Source organism: Streptomyces sp. NPDC085931 (assembly GCF_044540565.1).
Classification (GTDB): Bacteria; Actinomycetota; Actinomycetes; order Streptomycetales; family Streptomycetaceae; genus Streptomyces.
Genome location: NZ_JBITSK010000007.1, coordinates 333,636 through 352,477, shown reverse-complemented (window position 1 = coordinate 352,477; position 18,842 = coordinate 333,636). Strand labels below are relative to the sequence as shown.

Annotated in this window: 19 protein-coding genes; 14 read left to right on the top strand and 5 right to left on the bottom strand. The window is 69.6% G+C overall.

The window, feature by feature from the left end; all coding sequences use genetic code 11:
• Positions 1–113: 113 nt before the first annotated feature.
• Entirely contained in the window at positions 114–959 is an 846-nt protein-coding gene (gene rsmI / locus ACIGAN_RS17430; protein ID WP_365095023.1) for a 16S rRNA (cytidine(1402)-2'-O)-methyltransferase, read from the bottom strand.
• A 111-nt stretch (positions 960–1,070) separates the two neighbouring features.
• Here rsmI and ACIGAN_RS17425 point away from each other — a divergent pair, with 111 nt between their 5' ends.
• The 3 genes from ACIGAN_RS17425 to ACIGAN_RS17415 all read left to right on the top strand — a co-directional run bounded on the left by ACIGAN_RS17425 (position 1,071) and on the right by ACIGAN_RS17415 (position 4,852).
• The gene (locus tag ACIGAN_RS17425) at positions 1,071–2,819 is read left to right on the top strand and encodes a dolichyl-phosphate-mannose--protein mannosyltransferase (RefSeq protein WP_399858415.1); all 1,749 of its coding nucleotides are present in this window, start codon (positions 1,071–1,073) and stop codon (positions 2,817–2,819) included.
• A 1,003-nt stretch (positions 2,820–3,822) separates the two neighbouring features.
• A complete protein-coding gene (locus tag ACIGAN_RS17420) occupies positions 3,823–4,284 on the top strand; it encodes a GntR family transcriptional regulator (RefSeq protein WP_399858412.1) in 462 nt (153 codons plus the stop codon).
• 1 nt (position 4,285) lies between these two features.
• Positions 4,286–4,852, top strand: a complete 567-nt coding sequence (locus ACIGAN_RS17415; RefSeq protein ID WP_399858409.1) for an HD domain-containing protein — start codon at positions 4,286–4,288, stop codon at positions 4,850–4,852.
• On the opposite strand, the gene ACIGAN_RS17410 is transcribed toward ACIGAN_RS17415, so the two are convergent.
• Positions 4,840–5,313, bottom strand: coding sequence for an NUDIX domain-containing protein (locus ACIGAN_RS17410; protein WP_399858406.1), 474 nt, complete (start codon positions 5,311–5,313; stop codon positions 4,840–4,842). The two genes, ACIGAN_RS17415 and ACIGAN_RS17410, sit on opposite strands and share 13 nt — an antisense overlap.
• Positions 5,314–5,315: 2 nt before the next feature.
• Entirely contained in the window at positions 5,316–6,032 is a 717-nt protein-coding gene (locus ACIGAN_RS17405; RefSeq protein WP_399858405.1) for an XRE family transcriptional regulator, read from the bottom strand.
• 550 nt (positions 6,033–6,582) lie between these two features.
• Here ACIGAN_RS17405 and ACIGAN_RS17400 point away from each other — a divergent pair.
• From ACIGAN_RS17400 to ACIGAN_RS17375, 6 genes are all read left to right on the top strand, one after another.
• The gene (locus ACIGAN_RS17400; RefSeq protein ID WP_399858403.1) at positions 6,583–6,762 is read left to right on the top strand and encodes a hypothetical protein; all 180 of its coding nucleotides are present in this window, start codon (positions 6,583–6,585) and stop codon (positions 6,760–6,762) included.
• Between the two features lie 95 nt (positions 6,763–6,857).
• Positions 6,858–7,127 carry a DUF6284 family protein gene (locus tag ACIGAN_RS17395; protein WP_399858400.1) on the top strand — a complete coding sequence of 90 codons (270 nt, stop codon included), beginning with the start codon at positions 6,858–6,860 and terminating at the stop codon, positions 7,125–7,127.
• Positions 7,124–7,570, top strand: a complete 447-nt coding sequence (locus ACIGAN_RS17390; protein ID WP_399858398.1) for a Pycsar system effector family protein — start codon at positions 7,124–7,126, stop codon at positions 7,568–7,570. Before ACIGAN_RS17395 ends, ACIGAN_RS17390 begins: the two co-directional genes overlap by 4 nt.
• Positions 7,571–7,712: 142 nt before the next feature.
• Positions 7,713–8,231, top strand: a complete 519-nt coding sequence (locus ACIGAN_RS17385) for a GGDEF domain-containing protein (RefSeq protein ID WP_399858396.1) — start codon at positions 7,713–7,715, stop codon at positions 8,229–8,231.
• Positions 8,228–9,376, top strand: a complete 1,149-nt coding sequence (locus ACIGAN_RS17380; RefSeq protein ID WP_399858393.1) for a DUF2637 domain-containing protein — start codon at positions 8,228–8,230, stop codon at positions 9,374–9,376. The genes ACIGAN_RS17385 and ACIGAN_RS17380 overlap by 4 nt, the downstream gene beginning before the upstream one ends.
• 88 nt (positions 9,377–9,464) lie before the next feature.
• A complete protein-coding gene (locus ACIGAN_RS17375) occupies positions 9,465–10,700 on the top strand; it encodes a tyrosine-type recombinase/integrase (protein WP_399858391.1) in 1,236 nt (411 codons plus the stop codon).
• A gap of 137 nt (positions 10,701–10,837) precedes the next feature.
• Here the strand turns inward: ACIGAN_RS17375 and ACIGAN_RS17370 are convergent, their stop codons facing one another.
• Complete coding sequence (locus ACIGAN_RS17370) at positions 10,838–10,975, bottom strand: hypothetical protein (RefSeq protein WP_399858388.1); 138 nt, start codon at positions 10,973–10,975, stop codon at positions 10,838–10,840.
• A 1,309-nt stretch (positions 10,976–12,284) separates the two neighbouring features.
• On the opposite strand from ACIGAN_RS17370, the gene ACIGAN_RS17365 reads away from it, so the two are divergent.
• The gene (locus ACIGAN_RS17365; RefSeq protein ID WP_399858386.1) at positions 12,285–13,916 is read left to right on the top strand and encodes a penicillin-binding transpeptidase domain-containing protein; all 1,632 of its coding nucleotides are present in this window, start codon (positions 12,285–12,287) and stop codon (positions 13,914–13,916) included.
• 95 nt (positions 13,917–14,011) lie between these two features.
• A complete protein-coding gene (locus ACIGAN_RS17360) occupies positions 14,012–15,682 on the top strand; it encodes a penicillin-binding transpeptidase domain-containing protein (protein ID WP_399858384.1) in 1,671 nt (556 codons plus the stop codon).
• A 21-nt stretch (positions 15,683–15,703) separates the two neighbouring features.
• Here the strand turns inward: ACIGAN_RS17360 and ACIGAN_RS17355 are convergent, their stop codons facing one another.
• Positions 15,704–16,069 carry an SsgA family sporulation/cell division regulator gene (locus ACIGAN_RS17355; protein WP_365095091.1) on the bottom strand — a complete coding sequence of 122 codons (366 nt, stop codon included), beginning with the start codon at positions 16,067–16,069 and terminating at the stop codon, positions 15,704–15,706.
• 169 nt (positions 16,070–16,238) lie between these two features.
• Here ACIGAN_RS17355 and ACIGAN_RS17350 point away from each other — a divergent pair, with 169 nt between their 5' ends.
• The 3 genes from ACIGAN_RS17350 to ACIGAN_RS17340 are packed head-to-tail and all read left to right on the top strand — an operon-like array spanning position 16,239 to position 18,833.
• Positions 16,239–17,315: an energy-coupling factor ABC transporter permease gene (locus ACIGAN_RS17350; RefSeq protein ID WP_399858380.1), complete on the top strand. Its 1,077-nt coding sequence runs from the start codon at positions 16,239–16,241 to the stop codon at positions 17,313–17,315.
• Position 17,316: 1 nt separating this feature from the next.
• Positions 17,317–18,078 (top strand): cobalt ECF transporter T component CbiQ, encoded by a 762-nt coding sequence (cbiQ, locus tag ACIGAN_RS17345; RefSeq protein WP_399858378.1) that lies wholly within the window; start codon positions 17,317–17,319, stop codon positions 18,076–18,078.
• Positions 18,066–18,833, top strand: coding sequence for an energy-coupling factor ABC transporter ATP-binding protein (locus ACIGAN_RS17340; protein ID WP_365735997.1), 768 nt, complete (start codon positions 18,066–18,068; stop codon positions 18,831–18,833). The genes cbiQ and ACIGAN_RS17340 overlap by 13 nt, the downstream gene beginning before the upstream one ends.
• Positions 18,834–18,842 lie beyond the last annotated feature (9 nt).

Here is an 18,842-nt window from a genome sequence, read left to right as displayed (position 1 = left end):
TGTCGAGTGTTGGCCCCGATTTGGGCGTCCCTTGCCCCGGGCCCCCGGCGCTTTTACCCCCGCATGGGGCGCCCGCTCAAACGACAAGCGCCCTGCTCAAGGGGGTGTTCCGGTCAGCCGGAGTTCTTCGCGGCGACCACGGCGTCGAAGACGACCCGCTTCGGCACCCCGGCCTCCACGGCGACCGCGGCGATCGCCTCCTTGCGCCGCTCCCCCGCCTCTTCCCGCAGCCGCACGCGCCGCACCAGCTCCTCGGGCCCCACGTCCTCCGGTCCCCGCTCCGGCGCCCCCTCCACCACGACCGTGATCTCCCCGCGGACGCCCTCCGCGGCCCAGACGGCCAGTTCGCCGAGCCCGCCCCGCCGCACCTCCTCGTAGGTCTTGGTCAGCTCCCGGCACACCGCTGCGCGCCGGGACTCCCCGAAGACCTCGGCCATCGCCGCCAGCGTGTCGTCCAGCCGGTGGGGCGCCTCGAAGTACACGAGCGTCCGCCGCTCCCCGGCCACCTCGCGCAGCCGCCCGAGCCGCTCCCCCGCCTTGCGGGGCAGGAACCCCTCGAAGCAGAACCGGTCCACGGGCAGCCCCGACAGCGCGAGCGCGGTGAGCACCGCGGACGGCCCGGGCACGGCCGTCACCCGCACGTCCCGCTCGACCGCGGCCGCGACCAGCCGGTAGCCCGGGTCGGACACCGACGGCATCCCCGCGTCCGTGACGAGCAGCACCCGCGCCCCGCCCACCAGTTCCTCGACCAGCTCCGGCGTCCGCGCGGACTCGTTGCCCTCGAAGTACGACACCACCCGGCCCTTGGGCGTGACGCCCAGCGCCTGGGTCAGCCGGCGCAGCCGCCGCGTGTCCTCGGCGGCGATCACGTCGGCCCCGGCCAGTTCCTCGGCGAGCCGGGGCGGGGCGTCCGCGATGTCGCCGATGGGGGTGCCTGCGAGTACGAGGGTTCCGATCACGCCCCCATCCTCCCAGGGGCAGGGGACGCGCACTCCTCCCAGGGGCGGAGGATGCGGACGCATACCGGCCATGCACGGGACTCACACAGCACGGTTCCCTACGATGGCGCGGTGACCAGTACCGCGTCCTCCACGGACACCCGGCAGGGCCAGGCACCGCTCGATCAGCGGCCGCCCTGGCAGCAGCGGCTGCGCCGCTTCGGCTACCAGGGGCAGCCCAGCAGCGACGCCCGCGACGTCCGGGACCGCCTGGTGCCGCCGTACACCGAGCCCTCGCCGCGCCTGTGGGCCGCGCTCGGCGTGCCGCACACGCTCGCGGGCCGGCTGGTGCGCTGGTCGGGCTGGATCGGCCCGCTGCTGGTCACGCTGCTGGCGGGGGTGCTGCGGTTCTGGAACCTGGGCAGTCCCAGGGCGGTGATATTCGACGAGACGTACTACGCCAAGGACGCCTGGGCGCTCGTCCACCGCGGTTTCGAGGTCAACTGGGCCAAGAACGCCAACGACCTGGTCCTGTCCTCGGGCGGGAACGTGAAGCTGCCGACCGACGCGGCGTACGTGGTGCACCCGCCGGTCGGCAAGTACGTCATCGGGCTGGGCGAGCTGATGTTCGGCTTCGACCCGTTCGGCTGGCGGTTCATGACGGCCCTGCTCGGCACGGTGTCGGTGCTGCTGCTGTGCCGGATCGGCCGGCGGCTGTTCCGCTCCACGTTCCTGGGCTGTCTGGCCGGTGCGCTGATGGCGCTGGACGGCCTGCACTTCGTGATGAGCCGCACGGCGCTGCTCGACGGCGTGCTGATGTTCTTCGTGCTGGCCGCGTTCGGCTGTCTGCTGGTCGACCGGGACAAGGCCCGCGAGAGGCTCGCCGCCGCGCTCCCGGCGGACGCCGACGGCCGGGTCCGGCCCGACCGGCACGCCGCGGAGGCGACCCGCCTCGGCCTGCGCCCCTGGCGCTGGGCGGCCGGCCTGATGCTGGGGCTGGCCATCGGCACGAAGTGGAACGGCCTGTACATCCTGGCCGCGTTCTGCCTGATGGCGGTGGTGTGGGACGTCGCCTCGCGCCGGGTGGCCGGCGCCCGGCACCCGTACGGCGTGGTCCTGCGCCGCGACACGGGCCTGGCCTTCCTCGCCACGGTGCCGGTCGCCCTGGTCACCTACCTCGCCTCCTGGGCCGGCTGGATCCTCTCGGCGACGAACGGCTCGGGCGGCTACTACCGCGACTGGGCCGCGACCGCGGGCAAGGGCGGCAGCTGGACCTTCCTGCCCGACTGGCTGCGCAGCCTGTGGCACTACGAGCACCAGGTGTACGAGTTCCACGTCGGGCTGTCCTCGCCGCACACCTACCAGTCCAACCCGTGGAGCTGGCTGGTCCTGGGCCGCCCGGTGTCGTACTTCTACGAGTCCCCGGCGCCCGGCAAGGACGGCTGCCCCTCCGACGCCGGCGAGAAGTGCGCCCGCGAGGTGCTGGCCCTCGGCACGCCCCTGCTGTGGTGGGTGGCCTGCTTCGCGGTGCTGTACGTGCTGTGGCGCTGGTTCTTCCGCCGCGACTGGCGGGCGGGCGCCATCGCCTGCGGCATCGCGGCGGGCTACCTGCCCTGGTTCATGTACCAGGAGCGCACGATCTTCTTCTTCTACGCCGTCGTCTTCCTGCCGTTCCTGTGCCTGGCGGTGGCGATGCTCCTGGGCGCGATCATCGGACCGCCCCGCTCCTCGGACACCCGCCGCGTCGCCGGCGCCACGGCCGCGGGCGTCCTGGTCCTGCTGATCACCTGGAACTTCATCTACTTCTGGCCCCTGTACACGGGCCAGGCCGTCCCGATCGACGACTGGCGGTCGCGGATGTGGCTCGATACGTGGGTCTAGCTGGGCTCACGACGGTCACGGCGTGAGGGAGGACGTCACGCCATGACCGTCGTTGTTGGTCGTTAGTGGCCGTCGCTGGTCCCCCTCGGGCGGCCCGGGGACGGCCCCGCCTGCACCCGGAAGTACCAGCTCAGAGACCCGGACAGAGTGCCGGACTTGGCGTGGCTGGTCCGGGACCGAACCGGCCCAGCTACGGCCACAGCAGGCTGTGACGAGGCTTGACGCCCCAGACAGGTCACGTGTCAAAGTTCAGCCGAAATGCGCGATGGACGCACATTCACGGTTCGATGTCCCGAACTTTCAAAGTTGACGCGGCAGCCAAATTGAATCTGTGATGAGACACGCGATTTGCAGGTCTCGTTTCAACCTGGCCGCTAAGGTAGTACCACCAACGCATCGGTTGTTGCGTTTGAGTGGGCCCGCATCATGACGGGTCACACAGGGAGGGGGTCCCTCGTTGCCTGCTAAGCGAAGAGGAACCCCCGTGGGCTAACGGCCGCGTAGAAGCCAGGCCAGGATGAGCCCCGAGGCGACGGCGGCAACCGTTGCCTGCGAGGTCTGGCGGATCCAGCGCTTCGCGCGGCCGTAAGTCTTGCTAGACGTCAGCCGCGCGAGCCAGGACCTGAAGCGCTCCACTCGACGACGTCGAGCCTCGCGCTCCCTGGGCCACAACACCTCAATGAGGCGCCTGATTGCATCCATATCCCAGATGTCACATCCCTTCCATACACCGCGAGTCGTCTCCGGCACGGGGACGTGCCGCCACAAGTGACTCTGATCCAAACTCGTGGTGCACGAGAGGGATGTAGACCCTGGAAGTATTTCGGATCACCCCGCACCCTGTCCTGTAGATCAGCGGAAAAGTCGAGAACCGCAGTCCGAACGCCTTTGCGACTAAGAGTCAGTGCCACGTCCCGCCAGCACATGCTTGCGGGGCAGCCGGGAGACTCGCCTCCCATGCGAAGCTTGGTCGTGACGACTGGCAGACGGAGAGGGAGAGGGAGTGACGCAGCAGGCGAGCCCTCGGGGCACTTTCCTGGAGATCGCGGCGGCAGTTGGGGCCCAAATCAAGGCCGATCCGAAGATGACGACGCTGCCATCGGCAGCCGATCTCATGAAGGCTCATGGGGTATCGCGCGGGGTCGTGCTCCGGGCCTTCGGCGCGCTGCAGAAGGAAGGCGTTGCCGAACCGGTGCCGGGTGGGCGTTGGCGAGTCGTACGCGCAGGCGAGCGGAGTGACCGCCGTCCGCTGGAAGACCGCATTGCGGACATCATCACGGATGAAGGCATGCCCGTCGGGGCAGCGTTTCCCAGTGCGTCTGTCCTGGCCGAGCGCTTCGGAGTCTCACGCCCCACCGTGACCAAGGCTCTCAACAAGCTGGAGGCCGCCGGCGTGCTCGCGGGTGGAGGACAGGGCAGGGTGCGGACGGTTCGCGCCCTGCCGATTCGAGAGGAGCGTTCCTAGCTTGTCGGAGCTGACGAAGTGGGCCTATCCCCTCGCCAAGTCGCTGCTTGCCGAGCCGCTGCCGCGTCGGTGGCAGCACTCACAGGGCGTGGCTGAGCGGGCGCGCATCATCGCGCCCATCCTCGGTGAGGACGCTGAGCTGCTGGAAGCCGCGGCCGTCCTGCACGACATCGGGTACTCACCCGATCTCGCCAAGACGGGCTTCCATCCGCTGGACGGCGCCCGCTACCTCCGGGACGTGGCCAACGCTGACAAACGGGTCGTGAACCTGGTCGCGCACCACTCCTGCGCGTGGATGGAGGCAGAAGCGCGGGGCCTGCGCGAGGAGTTGGAAGGCGAGTTCCCCCGCGAGCCCGCGCAGCTCAATGACGCCCTGTGCTACTGCGACATGAACACCACGCCGGACGGCACACCCACGAACCCGATCGACCGCGTGAACGAGATCGCTGGACGGTACGGGCCGGACAGCCTGATCGGTACGTTCATCCGCCGCGCTGAACCGGAGATCCTGGCGAGCACCTCCCGCGTGCTCGAACGAGTCGCCGCCGCAAAGCGTCAGCCGATGTAGGGAGTCGTGCGCGTCCGGTCCATGGCGTGCTCGATGCGTAGCCGCATGGTGGGGTGGATGTCGAGTTCGGACAGGTCCGCTGGGTCGACCCAGCGGACCTGTGTCGTCTCGTTGCTCGTGCTCAGCTCACCGCCCGTCGGCCGGGCCCGGAAGCAGATGCTGAACTGCTGGCGGACCTCGCCATCGTCGTACTGCATCACGTGACCGGGGTCGGTGTAGATCCCGGACATGTCGACGACTTCGGCCTTGATGCCGGTCTCTTCCCAGACTTCACGCACCACGGTGTCACTGATGGACTCGCCCACGTCGTGCCCGCCACCGGGCAGCGCCCATCGCCCGTTGTCGGACCGCTGAATCACGAGCACCTGCCCCGCATCGTTCTGAACGAACGCCACGACGGAGGGCACGACCGAGTTGGCCGGCGGGGCGTCGGGGTCGTGCAGGTAGTCAATGCGTCCCATGGTCAGGCTCCCGTGATGTCGCTGTCCGTAACCTGGCGAGCGCCTCCCCAGGTCTGTTCGATGCTATTCGCGTACGTGTCGAACAGGCCGCCGCCCGGCATACGACGCAGATGGAAGACGGGGGCCATGTAGGCGCCGATGCCGTAGACGTGGGGATTGACGAGCATCTCGTCATCGGACCTGTAGATGGAGTTGTAGAGCGTCGTGGCGTGCAGTCGGAAGCTGATCTCAGGATGGCTCTCGAAGAGCGGCCGGTAGTTCACCAACACGTTCCGAATCTTGCCGTCCATGATCCGGTGCCCCTCGTCTATGCCCCGCTGCCGAACGGCCTCGCAGTCCGGATCTCCGAGCAGGATGCGCACCTGAGTGTTCCCCTCGACCTTCTTCTTCAGAAGGTCGATGAACAGGGGGTCCTCCGACAGGAAGAGCCCGGAGTAGACGAGCACGTCAAGGTTCGTCTCGGCTCGCGCGTACATCTCACGCCACAGGTTCGGTGGCACCGTGTGGCGGTGCGGGTAGACGGCCACAATCTCCGCCTTGGTCAGGTCCGTTGCGCTCTCCAGCGTGCGGCTGTCGTCCCACAGCGTCGTCACGTCGACCTGGAGCGCTGCGGCTGTGGCGTACTGGTGTCGCCGATACGGAACCTTCCCTTGCGTAATCCAACGTTCGACCGTCTTCGGGTTGACCTTGATCTCTTCGGCTAGGTCCTGAACGGACATGCCGCGAGCCAACAGGGCCGACCGCAAACGCTCGTTGGACATCTGCACCCCCCGATGGGACATCTAGGGACCTCTTGACCGTAGTGAGAACTCCCCGAGCTGTCCACTCATGGGGTAACCAACTCCCCTGACCTGCGGCGATTCTGATGGTGCGCCAAGAAGTCCCGGCGCAAAGCCAAAGAAGTTCTGCGGCCCTACTTGACGGATCCATATGCAATACCTGTAAAACAGGTACTGCATCACCGGACAGGATAGCTCGGCAGGAAGGCGGCTTCGGCCGCACGCCGCGAGCCCCGTACCGGGTGATCTTTGACAACGCTCCGTTGCTGACGGAGCTACATAAGCGGGTTTCTGAGCCGTCTCCCCCGAAGTGACGGCCGCGCGGCTGCAAGACCGCGCACCTGTACGACTTCGCCCCCTCCGCACAGCTCAAGCGCTGCGGTCGGTTGCCTCCCCTGTCTGTCTGGCTCCGCACTGTGTGCGGCGGTCGTACGGGCGGGGCGTGGGGAGCCGCGAGGGCTTCACCCATCACCAATCGAGAGGACTGTTCATGGACCGCATGAAGGCACAGGCCGCTAAGAACCGTGAGGCGGCGAAGGTGCTGCGCCGCCGGGGCAAGGACACCGCCGCGGAGGAGATGGAGGCCCGGGCCAGCGAGCTGGAGTCCGGCCGGGTCACCGACTGCACCGACGCCGTCAGTGACCTCATCTCCTGGGCCTTTCGTCGCTGACCTGGCATTACCCCTTCATCAACGGCGCGCGGCTCCCGGGTGGCACCCCGGGAGCCGCTGTCGGGCCGTTCACCTGTGAGAGGACACACGACCCAATGAAGACCATCGTCACTGTTCAGGACGCTGTTACCGCGTTCGCCGACTGGATGGAGCCGACAGACGCAGAGCTGGACGCGATCGAGCAGGAGATGCCCGTCATCCTGGCGGACATCGAGCTGCTGGACGCGCAGATCAGCACCCTGGACCGCATCCCGACCGAGCTGGACAACCGGCGCCTTCGCCGGGCCCGCCGCCGGGCACTGGCCGCCCGCGTCGCCCTGGCCAACCGCACCGCCGGCGCTGCCCTGCCCGGGGGAGCCGCATGAGCGCCACCGCACGGAGTCTGGCCGCTGCGCACGCTGAGGTGAAGGCGGAGATCACGCGGACCGACACCAAGACCGGTCTTCTGCTGGCGTTCGTCGGCGCGGTGCTGGCCGGCGCCTGGTCGGTCGCCCGGGACCTGCCGATGAACCTGCCCGCCTACCTCGTGGGCGGGGCCGGTATCGCGCTACTGGTCGCGGCGGCCGGGATGCTGCTGCGCTCCACTCGGCCGAACCTGCGCGGCCGGCACGGGTTCCCGCTGTGGGCCACGCTCACCGCCGAGGAGATCACTGACGCCGTCGCGACCGACTTGGCCGCCGACATCGCCGGACTGTCCCGGTTCGCGGTCGCCAAGTTCACGATCCTGCGCCGTGCGGTCGACCTCACCTTGACCGGCGGCGGACTGCTCATCGCCGCCGCGCTGCTCACCATTGGGGGTGCCCGGTGAACGGTCTGCTGCACACGCTGTCCGCCGCAGGCCCACTCGCGGCCGGGTGGGGTATCCACGGCCTGTGGATGCGCCGCCGCCTGACCGCCGCCCGCCGTGACCCGTTGTCGGGTCTGTGGACGAGTCCCGCGCCATCCGCACTATGGCTCGCCGCCCGCACGTCGCCGTCCTCCTGGTCGATCTCGACGGCTTCAAGGCCGTCAACGACCGCTTCGGACATGCGGCCGGGGATGCCGCGATCCGCGCTACCGCCGCGAGCCTGACCGACGCCCTGAACGAGCGTTCGGGTGCGGTCGCCGCGCGGCTGGGCGGGGATGAGTTCGCCGCCGTCATCCCGCTCATCGAACCGGGCGGGCTGCCGTGGCTGTTGCGCGGCCTGCACCACGAGATCACCGCCCCGTTCCGCCACGCCGGCCGTGACCTGACGGTGGGCGCCTCGATCGGCGCCGCCCTCTCCTCCGACCTCGCCTCCGAGGATTCCCGCCCGAGTGAGGCGCTGGGGGCGCTGCTGCGGCTGGCGGACGAAGCCATGTACGCGGCAAAGCGCGCCGGGGGCGGCTGGCACTACCCCGCGACGGACGCCCCCACCGCAGGCACGACGGCCGGGCGCCGCACCGGACGACCCGGCACCCACACCACGTACCGGAAAGGAGCGGCATGAGCGCCGAGAGCCTTCCCCCCTCCACCGGCGCGCCCGCTCCCGGGGTGCCGCCGCTGACCCGCCCGGAGATGGGCCTTGCCGGACTCGGGGCGCTGGCCGCCGCCGGGGTCGGCGCGCTGGGGCTGGTCTCTTCCTTCGACGCCGTATCGGCCGCCGCCGCCCGCTGGGGGTTCGGCGAGCCGTGGATGCTGCCGGTCGGTATCGACGTGGCCATCCCGGTGTTCACCGTGGCCAACCTGCTGCTGATCCGCATGGACATGGCCCTGGCCTGGGTGCGGTTCGTGCCCTGGGTACTCACCCTGATCACCTGCGGCCTGAACATCGCCGCCGGACGCGACGTGTGGGCCAAGGTCGCGCACGGCACGATGCCGCTGCTGTGGGTGGTCTTTTCCGAGATCGGCGCGCACATCTACGCCGTCCGCATCGGCGCAGCCACCGGCCGCCGCATGGAGAAGATCCGCGTCTCACGGTGGCTGCTCGCCCCGGCCTCGACGTTCGCGCTGTGGCGGCGCATGACGCTGTGGGAGGTCACCTCCTACGCCGTCGCGCTGGAACTGGAGCGGGAACGGCAGTTGGCCCGTGCGGATTTGCGCGAGCGCTACGGGCGGCGCTGGCGGTCCAAGACGCCCCGGCGCGAGCGGGTCATGCTGCGCATGGGCGACCACGCCCCCGCCGCGCCTGAAAAGGCCACCCCCGCCCCGCCGCAGCCCACGAGCGCTGAGAGCGGCGAGGCGTCGGCCGGAGGCAAGGCGCCCGTCCCGCGCCGCCGCCCGGCGTCCAAGGCCAAGTCCAAGACCCGGCAGCGCTCTCATCGCGACTCAAGCCCCCTCAAAGCCGCGCTGAGTCGCGATGAGTCACGACTCAGCGCAATGTGGCTCCAACTCACGGAGGACGTAGTGACGCCGCCCCGCCTCCTTGAGGAGACCGATCCCCGCGCCATCCTCCGGGGTGGCCTCCCGGACCGGTACCTCAACCCAGACGACATCGCCGAGATCTTCGACGTGCCGAAAGAGACCGTCTACCAGTGGCGTAAGAAGCGCATCGGCCCGCCCGGATTCCGCATCGGCAAGTACGTCCGATACGACCCCGCCGACGTGCACGCCTACGTCACCAGCCGCAAGGACGCCGAGAACGACGCCGCCTAACGCAGCCCCACACAGCAGCGCAGAACTCCCCGGGGAGGGTCACGCCGTGGCCCTCCCCGTCCCATGCTCAGAAAGGACTACCGCCTACATGGCAGGCCATATCCAAGACCGATGGTTCAAGACCGTCATCGGCCCGGACGGCAAGCCCGTCAAGGTGAAGACCGACCGTCACGGTACGGGACTTCGGTACCGCGCCCGGTACGTCGGCCCGGACGGCACAGAGAAGAGCAAGTCATTCCGTGACAAGGAACTGCGGCTCGCCAAGCAGTGGCTCACCCAGATCGAAGCGGATATGTCGCGCGGCCAGTACGTCGACCCCCGTTCCGCGCGGACCACGTTCCGGCAGTACGCGGAACGATGGGTCAAGACGCACACGGGCGAGATCAACAGTCGCGAGGCCGCGGAACGTCGGCTCAGGCTGCACGCCTACCCTCACATCGGCTCGCGCCCGCTCGGCTCGTTCAAGCCGGAGCACATACGCGCCTGGATCGCAGCCCTGGAAGCCACCGTGCCGGCGGAGTCCCACCGCCGCATCATCGTCGGTACCGTCTCCGCAGCGCTGAGCGCGGCGGTCGACGACGGGCTACTCAGCAAGAACCCCTGCCGCGCCCGCACGGTGCAACTCCCGAAACCGGGCAAGCCGCGCGTCGTCCCGTGGACGGCAGAGCAGGTCTTCGGCGTACGGGCCGTCCTCCCTCGCCGCTACCAGACCGCCGTAGACGTTGGGGCGGGCTGCGGACTGCGCCAGGGCGAGATCTTCGGCCTGGCCGTCGATGAACTCGACTTCGAGGGCGGTTGGCTGGCCGTTGGCCACCAGCTCAAGCGCATCCGCGGCAAGTACGTCTTCGCCCTGCCCAAGGGCGGCAAGGTCCGAGATGTGCCGTTGCCGAGGGCCGTGGCCACCGCACTCCAGCGCCACTCTCAGGAGTTCGAGCCGATCAGCGTCACCCTTCCGTGGCGTACTCCGGACGGCCCGCTCACAACCAAGCGGCTTGTCTTCAGCGGAGTCGGGGGGAGGCACGTTCGGGTGAGCAACTTCAATGACCACCACTGGAAGCCCGCTCTGGCAGCAGCCAACGTTATGCCGGTTCCGGAGCCGGGTCAGCGATACGCCTCGGCTCCGGAACACGGAATGCACGCACTCAGACATTATTATGCCTCGGTACTGCTAGACGCGGGTGAGAATATTCGCGCTCTGAGCCAGTACCTCGGCCACAGCGATCCAGGGTTCACGCTGCGCACCTACACGCACCTCATGCATAGCAGTGAAGGGCGCACCAGAAAGGCGAATATAACGCTTGGAGTGGCACCCACCTTGCGATAGCACGAGGATTGGAAGTGCGAGTAGAATGCGGCGCCCTAGCAGGACTCTCGACTAAAACGCCGCATTCACCGCCAATATGCAGTGGTTGTCGCCGCAGGGATGCGGTACACCCATGTGACACTGGCGAGCAGTTCGACCTAACTGGCCTTGGTGGTGATGCCGCCGCTAAGAACCTGGGTCAGCGGCGGACAGAAGACGTAGGAGATGCCGCTGGACTTCCACACGGTCGCCTCGCGCCAGACCAGGGGCCCACCGTCTTCGGGTCGACAGGTCACATTGGCCCTGTAGTGGCCGCCATTGCTCTTAGTGCACCTGGCCTCCCAGCCATTGTCGAACTTGCCATTGGTGCACCCAGTGGGCCAGCCCGTCGCGCCGGCGGGGGCTGCGCTAGCGGCGCCCTGAACACCGAGGGTCAGACAGGCCGCCAGCCCCGCGGCGGCGAGCAGCTTCGAACTTGACTTCCTCATCACTGCAGATTCTCCTGGTCGATCCGGCGATTTTTCAGTTGACCCGCGTAGTGATTCCCGCACTAATGGCGGACGAATCTCCGGGGCAATACGCGTAAGACGTCCCCGTCTTCTTCCACGGACCCGAAATCCAGTCCACCTTCCCGTTCGGGTACTTGCATGAAGCGTCAGCCCGGTACGATCCCCCGTTGCTATCCGTACAGAGAGCGGCCGTACCCCACTTCCCGAGAACTTCATAGTGACACCCGGTCGGACGCGCTGTAGCGCCGGAATCAGCAGCCGACGCCGGCGATGCCGAACCGAAAGCGAAGAAACCGGCAATCAGGACTCCAAGTGCCGCCATGGAACCGGTTCGACGAGCACGAGCACTTTTTATTTGCACCGACAACTAATTCTCCAGTCCCCGTAGTTGAGGCCTTTCACTGGAAGGCCCTTGGTCACCATCATCCTGACAGTCCGCCATGTGCACCACAACGAGATGACAATGATTTGAGATAGATCTGAGCTTGCAAGGTTCCTCACTCACTCCGCGAGCAGTGCTTAAATTCGCCATAGGCTGTCTTGTTACAGACGATGAAGTAGCGAAGTGACGTGCGCAGCGGAGATCGAGACATTGACTGCAACCGCACTGAGCTGGGTGCAGTCGGAAGGCCAAGAGCACCAGGTGTCCCGCCATGTACAGGCCGGCGACAGTGGAGCTGATCCGACAACCAAGCCATCACATCGCCACTCGCCGCTTCTACGGGCGGCGCGAGACCCGGCCGTGACCGCGACGGAGTGCCGTGCGGAAGCGTGGGATCAAGCGAGATCGCGGCCCAGAGACGGCCCAGGGAGGCGCCTGCGAGCGTCAGTGTGCACAAAATGGCTGGTCAGTGACAGGATGGCAAGAAGGTGACGAACTTCATCTACTTCTGGCCCCTGTACACCGGCCAGGCCGTGCCCATCGACGACTGGCGGGCGCGGATGTGGCTGGACACCTGGGTCTGAGCCGCTATTCGGTCAAAAAACCGAATCAGTCGCCCCCGGTGTCGCCCCGTGCGCCTAGAGTGCTCACGGACCGGGCTTCTGAACACGTTCAAAGGAGCGTGTGAGGCTCGCACGGGGAGGGGACGGCCCAATGGGCAAGGGGGTCAAGGCCGCCGTCATAGGCGGCGTGTTCGCGGTGATGCTGGGCGGGGCCGGCTACGGCACCTACAACATCGTGAGCGCGCTGAGCGGTGACGGGGGCGGCAGCGGCGTGGCCGCACAGCAGAAGTCGGGGCCGCCCGGCGAGGACGAGGTCGAGAAGACCAGCGCCGCCTTCTTCGCCGCCTGGGAGAAGGGCGAGGCCGCCAGGGCGGCGTCGTACACCAACAACGACGCGGCCGCCGAGCAGCTGCTGACCGCCTACGGGGACGACGCGCGGATCACCGACGTGAGGATCACCCCGGGCGCGGTCCGGGGCACCACCGTGCCGTACGCGGTGAAGGCGAAGGTCGTCCACGACGGCCGGTCCAAGCCGCTGAGCTACCGGAGCCGGCTGACCGTGGTGCGCGGGCTCACCACGGGCCGGGCCCTGGTCGACTGGCAGCCGTCCGTCGTGCACCCCGCGCTGAAGAAGGACGACACCCTCGTCACCGGGGAGTCGGCCGCCCCGCCCGTCCAGGCCGTCGGCCGCGACGGCTCCGAGCTGACGAAGGAGAAGTACCCCTCCCTCGGCCCGGTCCTGGACGCCCTGCGCGACAAGTACGGCGAGCGGGCCGGCGGCACCCCCGGTGTCGAACTGGTCGTGCGGCACACCGCCGAAGACGCTCCCGACACCCCGCTGCTCACCCTCGCCGAGGGCAGGCCGGGCAAGCTCACCACCACGATCAGCCCAACCGCCCAGGCCGCGGCCGAGCGGGCGGTCAAGCGGTTCGCCCAGTCCTCGGTGGTGGCCGTCAAGCCCAGCACGGGCGAGGTCCTGGCCGTCGCCAACCACCGCACGGACGCCTTCAACGCGGCCTTCCAGGGCCAGGCGGCACCCGGCTCCACCATGAAGATCATCACCGCCGCCATGCTCATCGACAACGGCGTGACCTCGATGAACGGCCCGGCCCCCTGCCCCGGCACGGCCGTGTGGCAGAGCCAGACGTTCAAGAACCTGACGGGCCTGGCGCCCAAGGAGAACGCCACGCTCGCCGACAGCTTCATGCGCTCCTGCAACACCGCCTTCGTCAAGCTCATCGACGAGAAGCCGCTCACCGGCGCCTCGCTGGCCCAGGAGGCCGAGCAGCGCTTCGGGCTGGGGCGGGACGACTGGAAGACCGGCATCGCCTCCTTCGACGGCAGCGTCCCGGCGGTCGACGGCCCGGACCGGGCGGCCGGTGCCATCGGGCAGGGGCAGGTGCAGATGAGCCCGCTGAACATGGCCTCGGTGACCGCCACCGCCATCACCGGCACCTTCCGCCAGCCCTACCTCGTCACCCCCGAGCTGGACGGCCGGCAACTGGCGCAGGCCCAGGGGCTGAAGGCGAGCACCGCGGCCCAGCTGAAGCAGATGATGCGGCTCACCGCCACCCAGGGCACCGCGCGGGAGGCCATGCGCTCGCTCTCCGGCGACATCGGCGCCAAGACCGGATCGGCCGAGGTCGACGGCAACGCCAGGTCCAACAGCTGGTTCACCGGCTTCCGGGGCGACCTCGCGGCGGCGGCCATGACCGAGGAGGGCGGGCACGGCGGTGACGCGGCCGGGCCGATTGTCGCAGCCGTGCTACGAACGGGTGGCTGATCTCACCCGCGCCGGACGGGACTCTAGGGTGGTGGCCGTCGTTGGGACGGCTGAGGGCACGGGGACCCTGGGGATTCACGGAGGGCACAACAGCAGTGGGCAACAGAAGGCGCGTCGCCGAGCGACGGAAGACGAGCCCCGCCGTGATCGGCGGGATGATCGCCGTGGTCGTCGTGGGTGCCGGGGCCGGAGCCTACGCGCTGTACGGCGGCGGCGCCGCGGCCGACGACGGGACCCGCGCGTCCGCGGACGGCAAGCCCCGGGTGAAGACCGGGCCGCTGTCGGCCACCGAGGTCACCACCACCGCCCGGGCCTTCCTCACCGCCTGGCAGTCCGGGTCGGTCCCGCGGGCCGCGGCGGCCACCGACGACCCGGCCGCGGCCCGGGCCCTGCTCACCGGCTACGCCAAGGACGCCCGCGTCAAGGACGTCACCCTCACCCCGGGTGCGCGCACCGGCGCCAGGGTGCCGTTCTCCGTCAAGGGCACGGTGGCCTACAAGGGAACCGAGAAGCCGCTGGCGTACACCGGCGCCCTCACCGTCGTCCGCCGCGCGAGTGACGGAAAGCCCCTGGTCGACTGGCACGCGGCGGTCGTCCACCCCGACCTGCGGGACGGCGACCGGCTGGTCACCGGCGAGGCGGGCACGCCCCCGGTCAAGGCGCTCGACCGGGACGGCGGCGAACTGACCACGAAGAGGTACGCCTCGATCGGCCCGATCCTGGACGGCCTGCGCGAGAAGTACGGCAAGGAGGCCGGCGGCAAGGCGGGCATCGAGCTGCGGGTCGTGCGCGGGAAGGCCGCCAGGGCCGAGGACCTGTCCGACAAGACGCTGCTGGAGCTGAGCGAGGGCACGCCGGGCACGGTCAGGACCACGCTGGACCCGGCGCTGCAGGCCGCCGCCGAGCAGCAGGTGGCGAAGAAGGCCCGGTCGTCGGTGGCCGTGGTGCGGGTGTCGACCGGCGAGATCCTGGCCGCCGCCAACGCCTCCCCCGGCTTCAACACCGCCTTCCAGGGCTCCCTGGCCCCCGGCTCCACGATGAAGGTCATCACCTCGTCGCTGCTGATCGAGAAGGGCCTGGCCGCGGCGGACAAGAAGCACCCGTGCCCGAAGTACTTCACGTACGGGCACTGGAAGTTCCAGAACGACGACAAGTTCGAGATCAAGAACGGCACGTTCAAGGCGAGCTTCGCCCGCTCCTGCAACACCGCCTTCATCAGCCAGGCGCCGAAGCTGAAGGACGACGACCTGACCAAGCAGGCCCAGCAGGTGTTCGGGCTGGGGCTGAACAACTGGGCGATCGGGGTGCCGTCCTTCGACGGCGCGGTCCCGGTGCAGTCGGCGGCCCAGATGGGCGCCTCGCTGATCGGGCAGGGCGGGGTGCGGATGAACCCGCTGAACATGGCGTCGGTGTCGGCGACCGTGAAGGCCGGCACCTTCCGCCAGCCCTACCTGGTCTCGCCGAAGGTGGACGGGCGCACGCTGGCGAAGGCCTCGCGGACGATGTCGGCGGGCACCCTGTCCCAGCTGCGCGAGCTGATGGCGTACACGGCGGCGGCCGGCACCGCGGCGGAGGCGATGGCCGGGGTCGGCGGGGACGTCGGCGCGAAGACCGGCTCCGCCGAGGTCGACGGGCAGAAGAAGCCCAACGGCTGGTTCACGGCCTACCGGAACGACCTGGCGGCCGCGGGCGTGGTCCAGCAGGGCGGGCACGGTGGCTCCACGGCCGGCCCGATCGTCGCGGCCCTGCTGAAGGCGGGCGGCTGAGGCCCGGGCCGGACACGGGTTTCAGTGCGTGACGGGTTCCGCGGCGGCCGTGTACGTCCGCCGCAGGAACCGCAGCAGCGCCTGCCGCTCGAACTGCACCACCGACACGCCCCGCTCGGAGTGGAACTCCACGATGGCCTGCACCCGGCCGCACGGCCAGACCCGGACCTCGCCGCTGCCCGCGGGGGCCCGCAGCCCCTCCTCCAGCAGCCGCCGGTCGAAGGCCCACTCCCGGCCCCCGGCCCCGGGCAGCGCGATCCGCACCTCACGCGGGTCGCGCTCGGGGTCGTACCGCAGGGTGACCGGAATCGCCTCCAGGTCGTCGATCAGCGGGACCGCCGCGTCCGTGACGATGTGGGCTCGCGCGTACTGCTCGACTACGGACATCGGACGGTCCCTTCACCGTGCGTCGTCTCCGGAGAGAATGTGCGCCCACCCCTTCTCCAATGTCGCATATTTTCCGGATTGCGCCCCTTGAGGCTGCCCATATCACGGATGAGATAAAACGAGGAGCACGCTCTTGCATATCGTTCGCATCTAGCCACATCATCGAACGGTGCATGTACCTGACGGATTCATCGACGCCCCCACCTCCGCGGCCACCGGTGTGATCGCCGCGGGCGCCGTCGCCGTGAGCCTGCGCGGCGCACGGCGTGAGCTCGACGAGCGCACGGCGCCGCTGGCCGGTCTCGTCGCGGCGTTCATCTTCGCGGTGCAGATGCTCAACTTCCCCGTCGCGGCGGGGACCAGCGGCCATCTGCTCGGCGGCGCGCTGGCCGCGATCCTCGTGGGGCCCTTCACGGGCGTCCTGTGCGTGTCCGTGGTGCTGCTCATGCAGGGCATCCTCTTCGCCGACGGCGGTCTGACGGCGCTCGGCGTCAACATCACCAACATGGGGATCGTCACCGTGGTGGTGGCCTACGCCCTCTTCCGCAGCCTGGTGAAGGTGCTGCCCCGCTCCCGCCGCTCGGTCACCGCGGCCTCCTTCGTCGCCGCCCTGGTGTCCGTGCCGGCCGCCGCCGTCGCCTTCACGCTGATGTACGCCGTCGGCGGCACCACCGACGTCTCGATCGGCAAGGTCGCCACCGCCATGGTCGGCGTGCACGTCCTCATCGGGCTCGGCGAGGCCGTGATCACCGCCCTGACGGTGGGTGCGGTCGTCGCCGTGCGGCCGGATCTCGTGCACGGGGCGCGCGGGCTGGAGCAGCGGCTGAAGCTGCGGGTCGGCGGCGAGCTGGTCGACGCGCCGCAGGCCGGGCCCGCGCCCGCCGCCGCCCGCACCTCACGGCGCACGCTGTGGATCACCGGCCTGGTCACCTCGCTCGTCCTCGCCGGATTCGTCAGCTTCTACGCCTCCGCCGACCCGGACGGGCTGGAGAAGGTCGCCGCCGACCACGGCATCGACAAGAAGGCCGAGGAGCACGCCGTCGCGGACTCCCCGCTCGCCGACTACGGCGTCAAGGACGTCGACGACGCGCGCCTGTCCGGCGGGCTGGCCGGGGTCATCGGCGTGGGGGTGACGGTCGTCGCCGGCACGGGCGTGTTCTGGGCGGTGCGCCGCCGCCGTACCGCCGACGCCTCGCCCACCGCCGTGGAGGGGTCCGTGGAGGAGCCCGCCGGGAAGCGCGTCTGACATGGGTGCCGGGCACGCGCACAGGCTCTACCGGCACGGGCACTCGCCCGTGCACGGCCTGCCCCCGCACACCAAGCTGGCGGCCGTGTTCGCCTTCGTGGTGGTCGTGGTGTCGACACCGCGGGAGGCCATGTGGGCGTTCGGGCTGTACGCCGTGCTGCTCGGGGGCGTGGCGTACCTCGCGCGGGTGCCCGCCGCCTTCCTGCTCCGGCGGCTGCTGATCGAGGTGCCGTTCGTGGCGTTCGCGGTGCTGATGCCGTTCGTGGCGGAGGGCGAGCGGGTCGAGGTGCTCGGGCTGTCCCTGAGCGTGAACGGCCTGTGGGGCGCCTGGAACGTGCTCGCCAAGGGCACGCTCGGCGTCGCCGCGTCCGTCCTGCTCGCCGCCACCACCGAGCTGCGCGAACTCCTCCTCGGCCTGCAGCGGCTCAGGCTCCCGCCGCTGCTCGTGCAGATCGCGTCCTTCATGATCCGCTACGGCGACGTCGTCACGGACGAGATGCGCCGCATGCGGATCGCCCGGGAGTCGCGCGGCTTCGAGGCGCGGGGCGTGCGCCACTGGGGCGTGCTCGCCACGTCGGCGGGCGCGCTGTTCATCCGTTCCTACGAGCGCGGCGAGCGCGTGCACCTGGCCATGCTCAGCCGCGGGTACGCCGGTTCCATGCCGGTCATCGACGAGGTGACCGCGACCCGGGCGCAGTGGTCGTACGCCCTCGCCCTCCCGGGCGCCGCTCTCGCCGTCTGTCTGCTGGGATGGACCCTGTGACTGCTTCCCTCGAGGTCTCCGGCCTCGCCTTCGCCTACCCCGACGGGCACCAGGCCCTGTTCGGGGTCGACTTCTCGATCGCGCGCGGCGAGCGGGTCGCGCTGCTCGGCCCCAACGGCGCCGGCAAGACGACCCTGGTGCTGCATCTGAACGGCATCCTCACCGGCGGCGCCGGCACGGTGCGGGTGGCCGGGCTGCCGGTGGACCAGCGGAACATGGCCGAGGTCAGGCGGCGGGTCGGCATCGTCTTCCAGGACCCGGACGACCAGCTGTTCATGCCGACGGTCCGCGAGGACGTGGCGTTCGGGCCGGCGGCGGCCGGGCTGAAGGGCCCGGAGCTGGAGCGGCGCGTGCAGTCGGCGCTGGAGCGGGTCGGGATGGCGGAGTTCAAGGACCGGCCGCCGCACCACCTGTCCTTCGGGCAGCGCCGCCGGGTGGCCGTCGCGACGGTGCTGGCGATGGAGCCGGAGATCCTCGTCCTGGACGAGCCGTCCTCCAACCTCGACCCCGCCTCCCGCCGCGAGCTGGCCGACATCCTGCGCTCCCTGGACGTGACCGTGCTGATGGTCACGCACGACCTGCCCTACGCGCTGGAGCTGTGCCCGCGCTCCCTGATCCTCAGCGAGGGCGTGATCGCGGCGGACGGGCCGACCGCCGGGCTGCTCTCCGACGAGGAGCTGATGCGGGCGAACCGCCTGGAGCTGCCGTTCGGCTTCGATCCGCGTTCCGTGCCGGCCGCGCCCGCCCGTCCGTGACAATGGGCG

Coding starts and splice junctions, on each gene's coding strand:
- ACIGAN_RS17410 (WP_399858406.1), bottom strand. CDS start 5,313: ATGGGACGCATTGACTACCTGCACGACCCCGACGCCCCGCCGGCCAAC.
- ACIGAN_RS17405 (WP_399858405.1), bottom strand. CDS start 6,032: ATGTCCGTTCAGGACCTAGCCGAAGAGATCAAGGTCAACCCGAAGACG.
- ACIGAN_RS17400 (WP_399858403.1), top strand. CDS start 6,583: ATGGACCGCATGAAGGCACAGGCCGCTAAGAACCGTGAGGCGGCGAAG.
- ACIGAN_RS17395 (WP_399858400.1), top strand. CDS start 6,858: ATGAAGACCATCGTCACTGTTCAGGACGCTGTTACCGCGTTCGCCGAC.
- ACIGAN_RS17390 (WP_399858398.1), top strand. CDS start 7,124: ATGAGCGCCACCGCACGGAGTCTGGCCGCTGCGCACGCTGAGGTGAAG.
- ACIGAN_RS17385 (WP_399858396.1), top strand. CDS start 7,713: ATGGCTCGCCGCCCGCACGTCGCCGTCCTCCTGGTCGATCTCGACGGC.
- ACIGAN_RS17380 (WP_399858393.1), top strand. CDS start 8,228: ATGAGCGCCGAGAGCCTTCCCCCCTCCACCGGCGCGCCCGCTCCCGGG.
- ACIGAN_RS17375 (WP_399858391.1), top strand. CDS start 9,465: ATGGCAGGCCATATCCAAGACCGATGGTTCAAGACCGTCATCGGCCCG.
- ACIGAN_RS17365 (WP_399858386.1), top strand. CDS start 12,285: ATGGGCAAGGGGGTCAAGGCCGCCGTCATAGGCGGCGTGTTCGCGGTG.
- ACIGAN_RS17355 (WP_365095091.1), bottom strand. CDS start 16,069: ATGTCCGTAGTCGAGCAGTACGCGCGAGCCCACATCGTCACGGACGCG.
- cbiQ (WP_399858378.1), top strand. CDS start 17,317: ATGGGTGCCGGGCACGCGCACAGGCTCTACCGGCACGGGCACTCGCCC.
- ACIGAN_RS17340 (WP_365735997.1), top strand. CDS start 18,066: ATGGACCCTGTGACTGCTTCCCTCGAGGTCTCCGGCCTCGCCTTCGCC.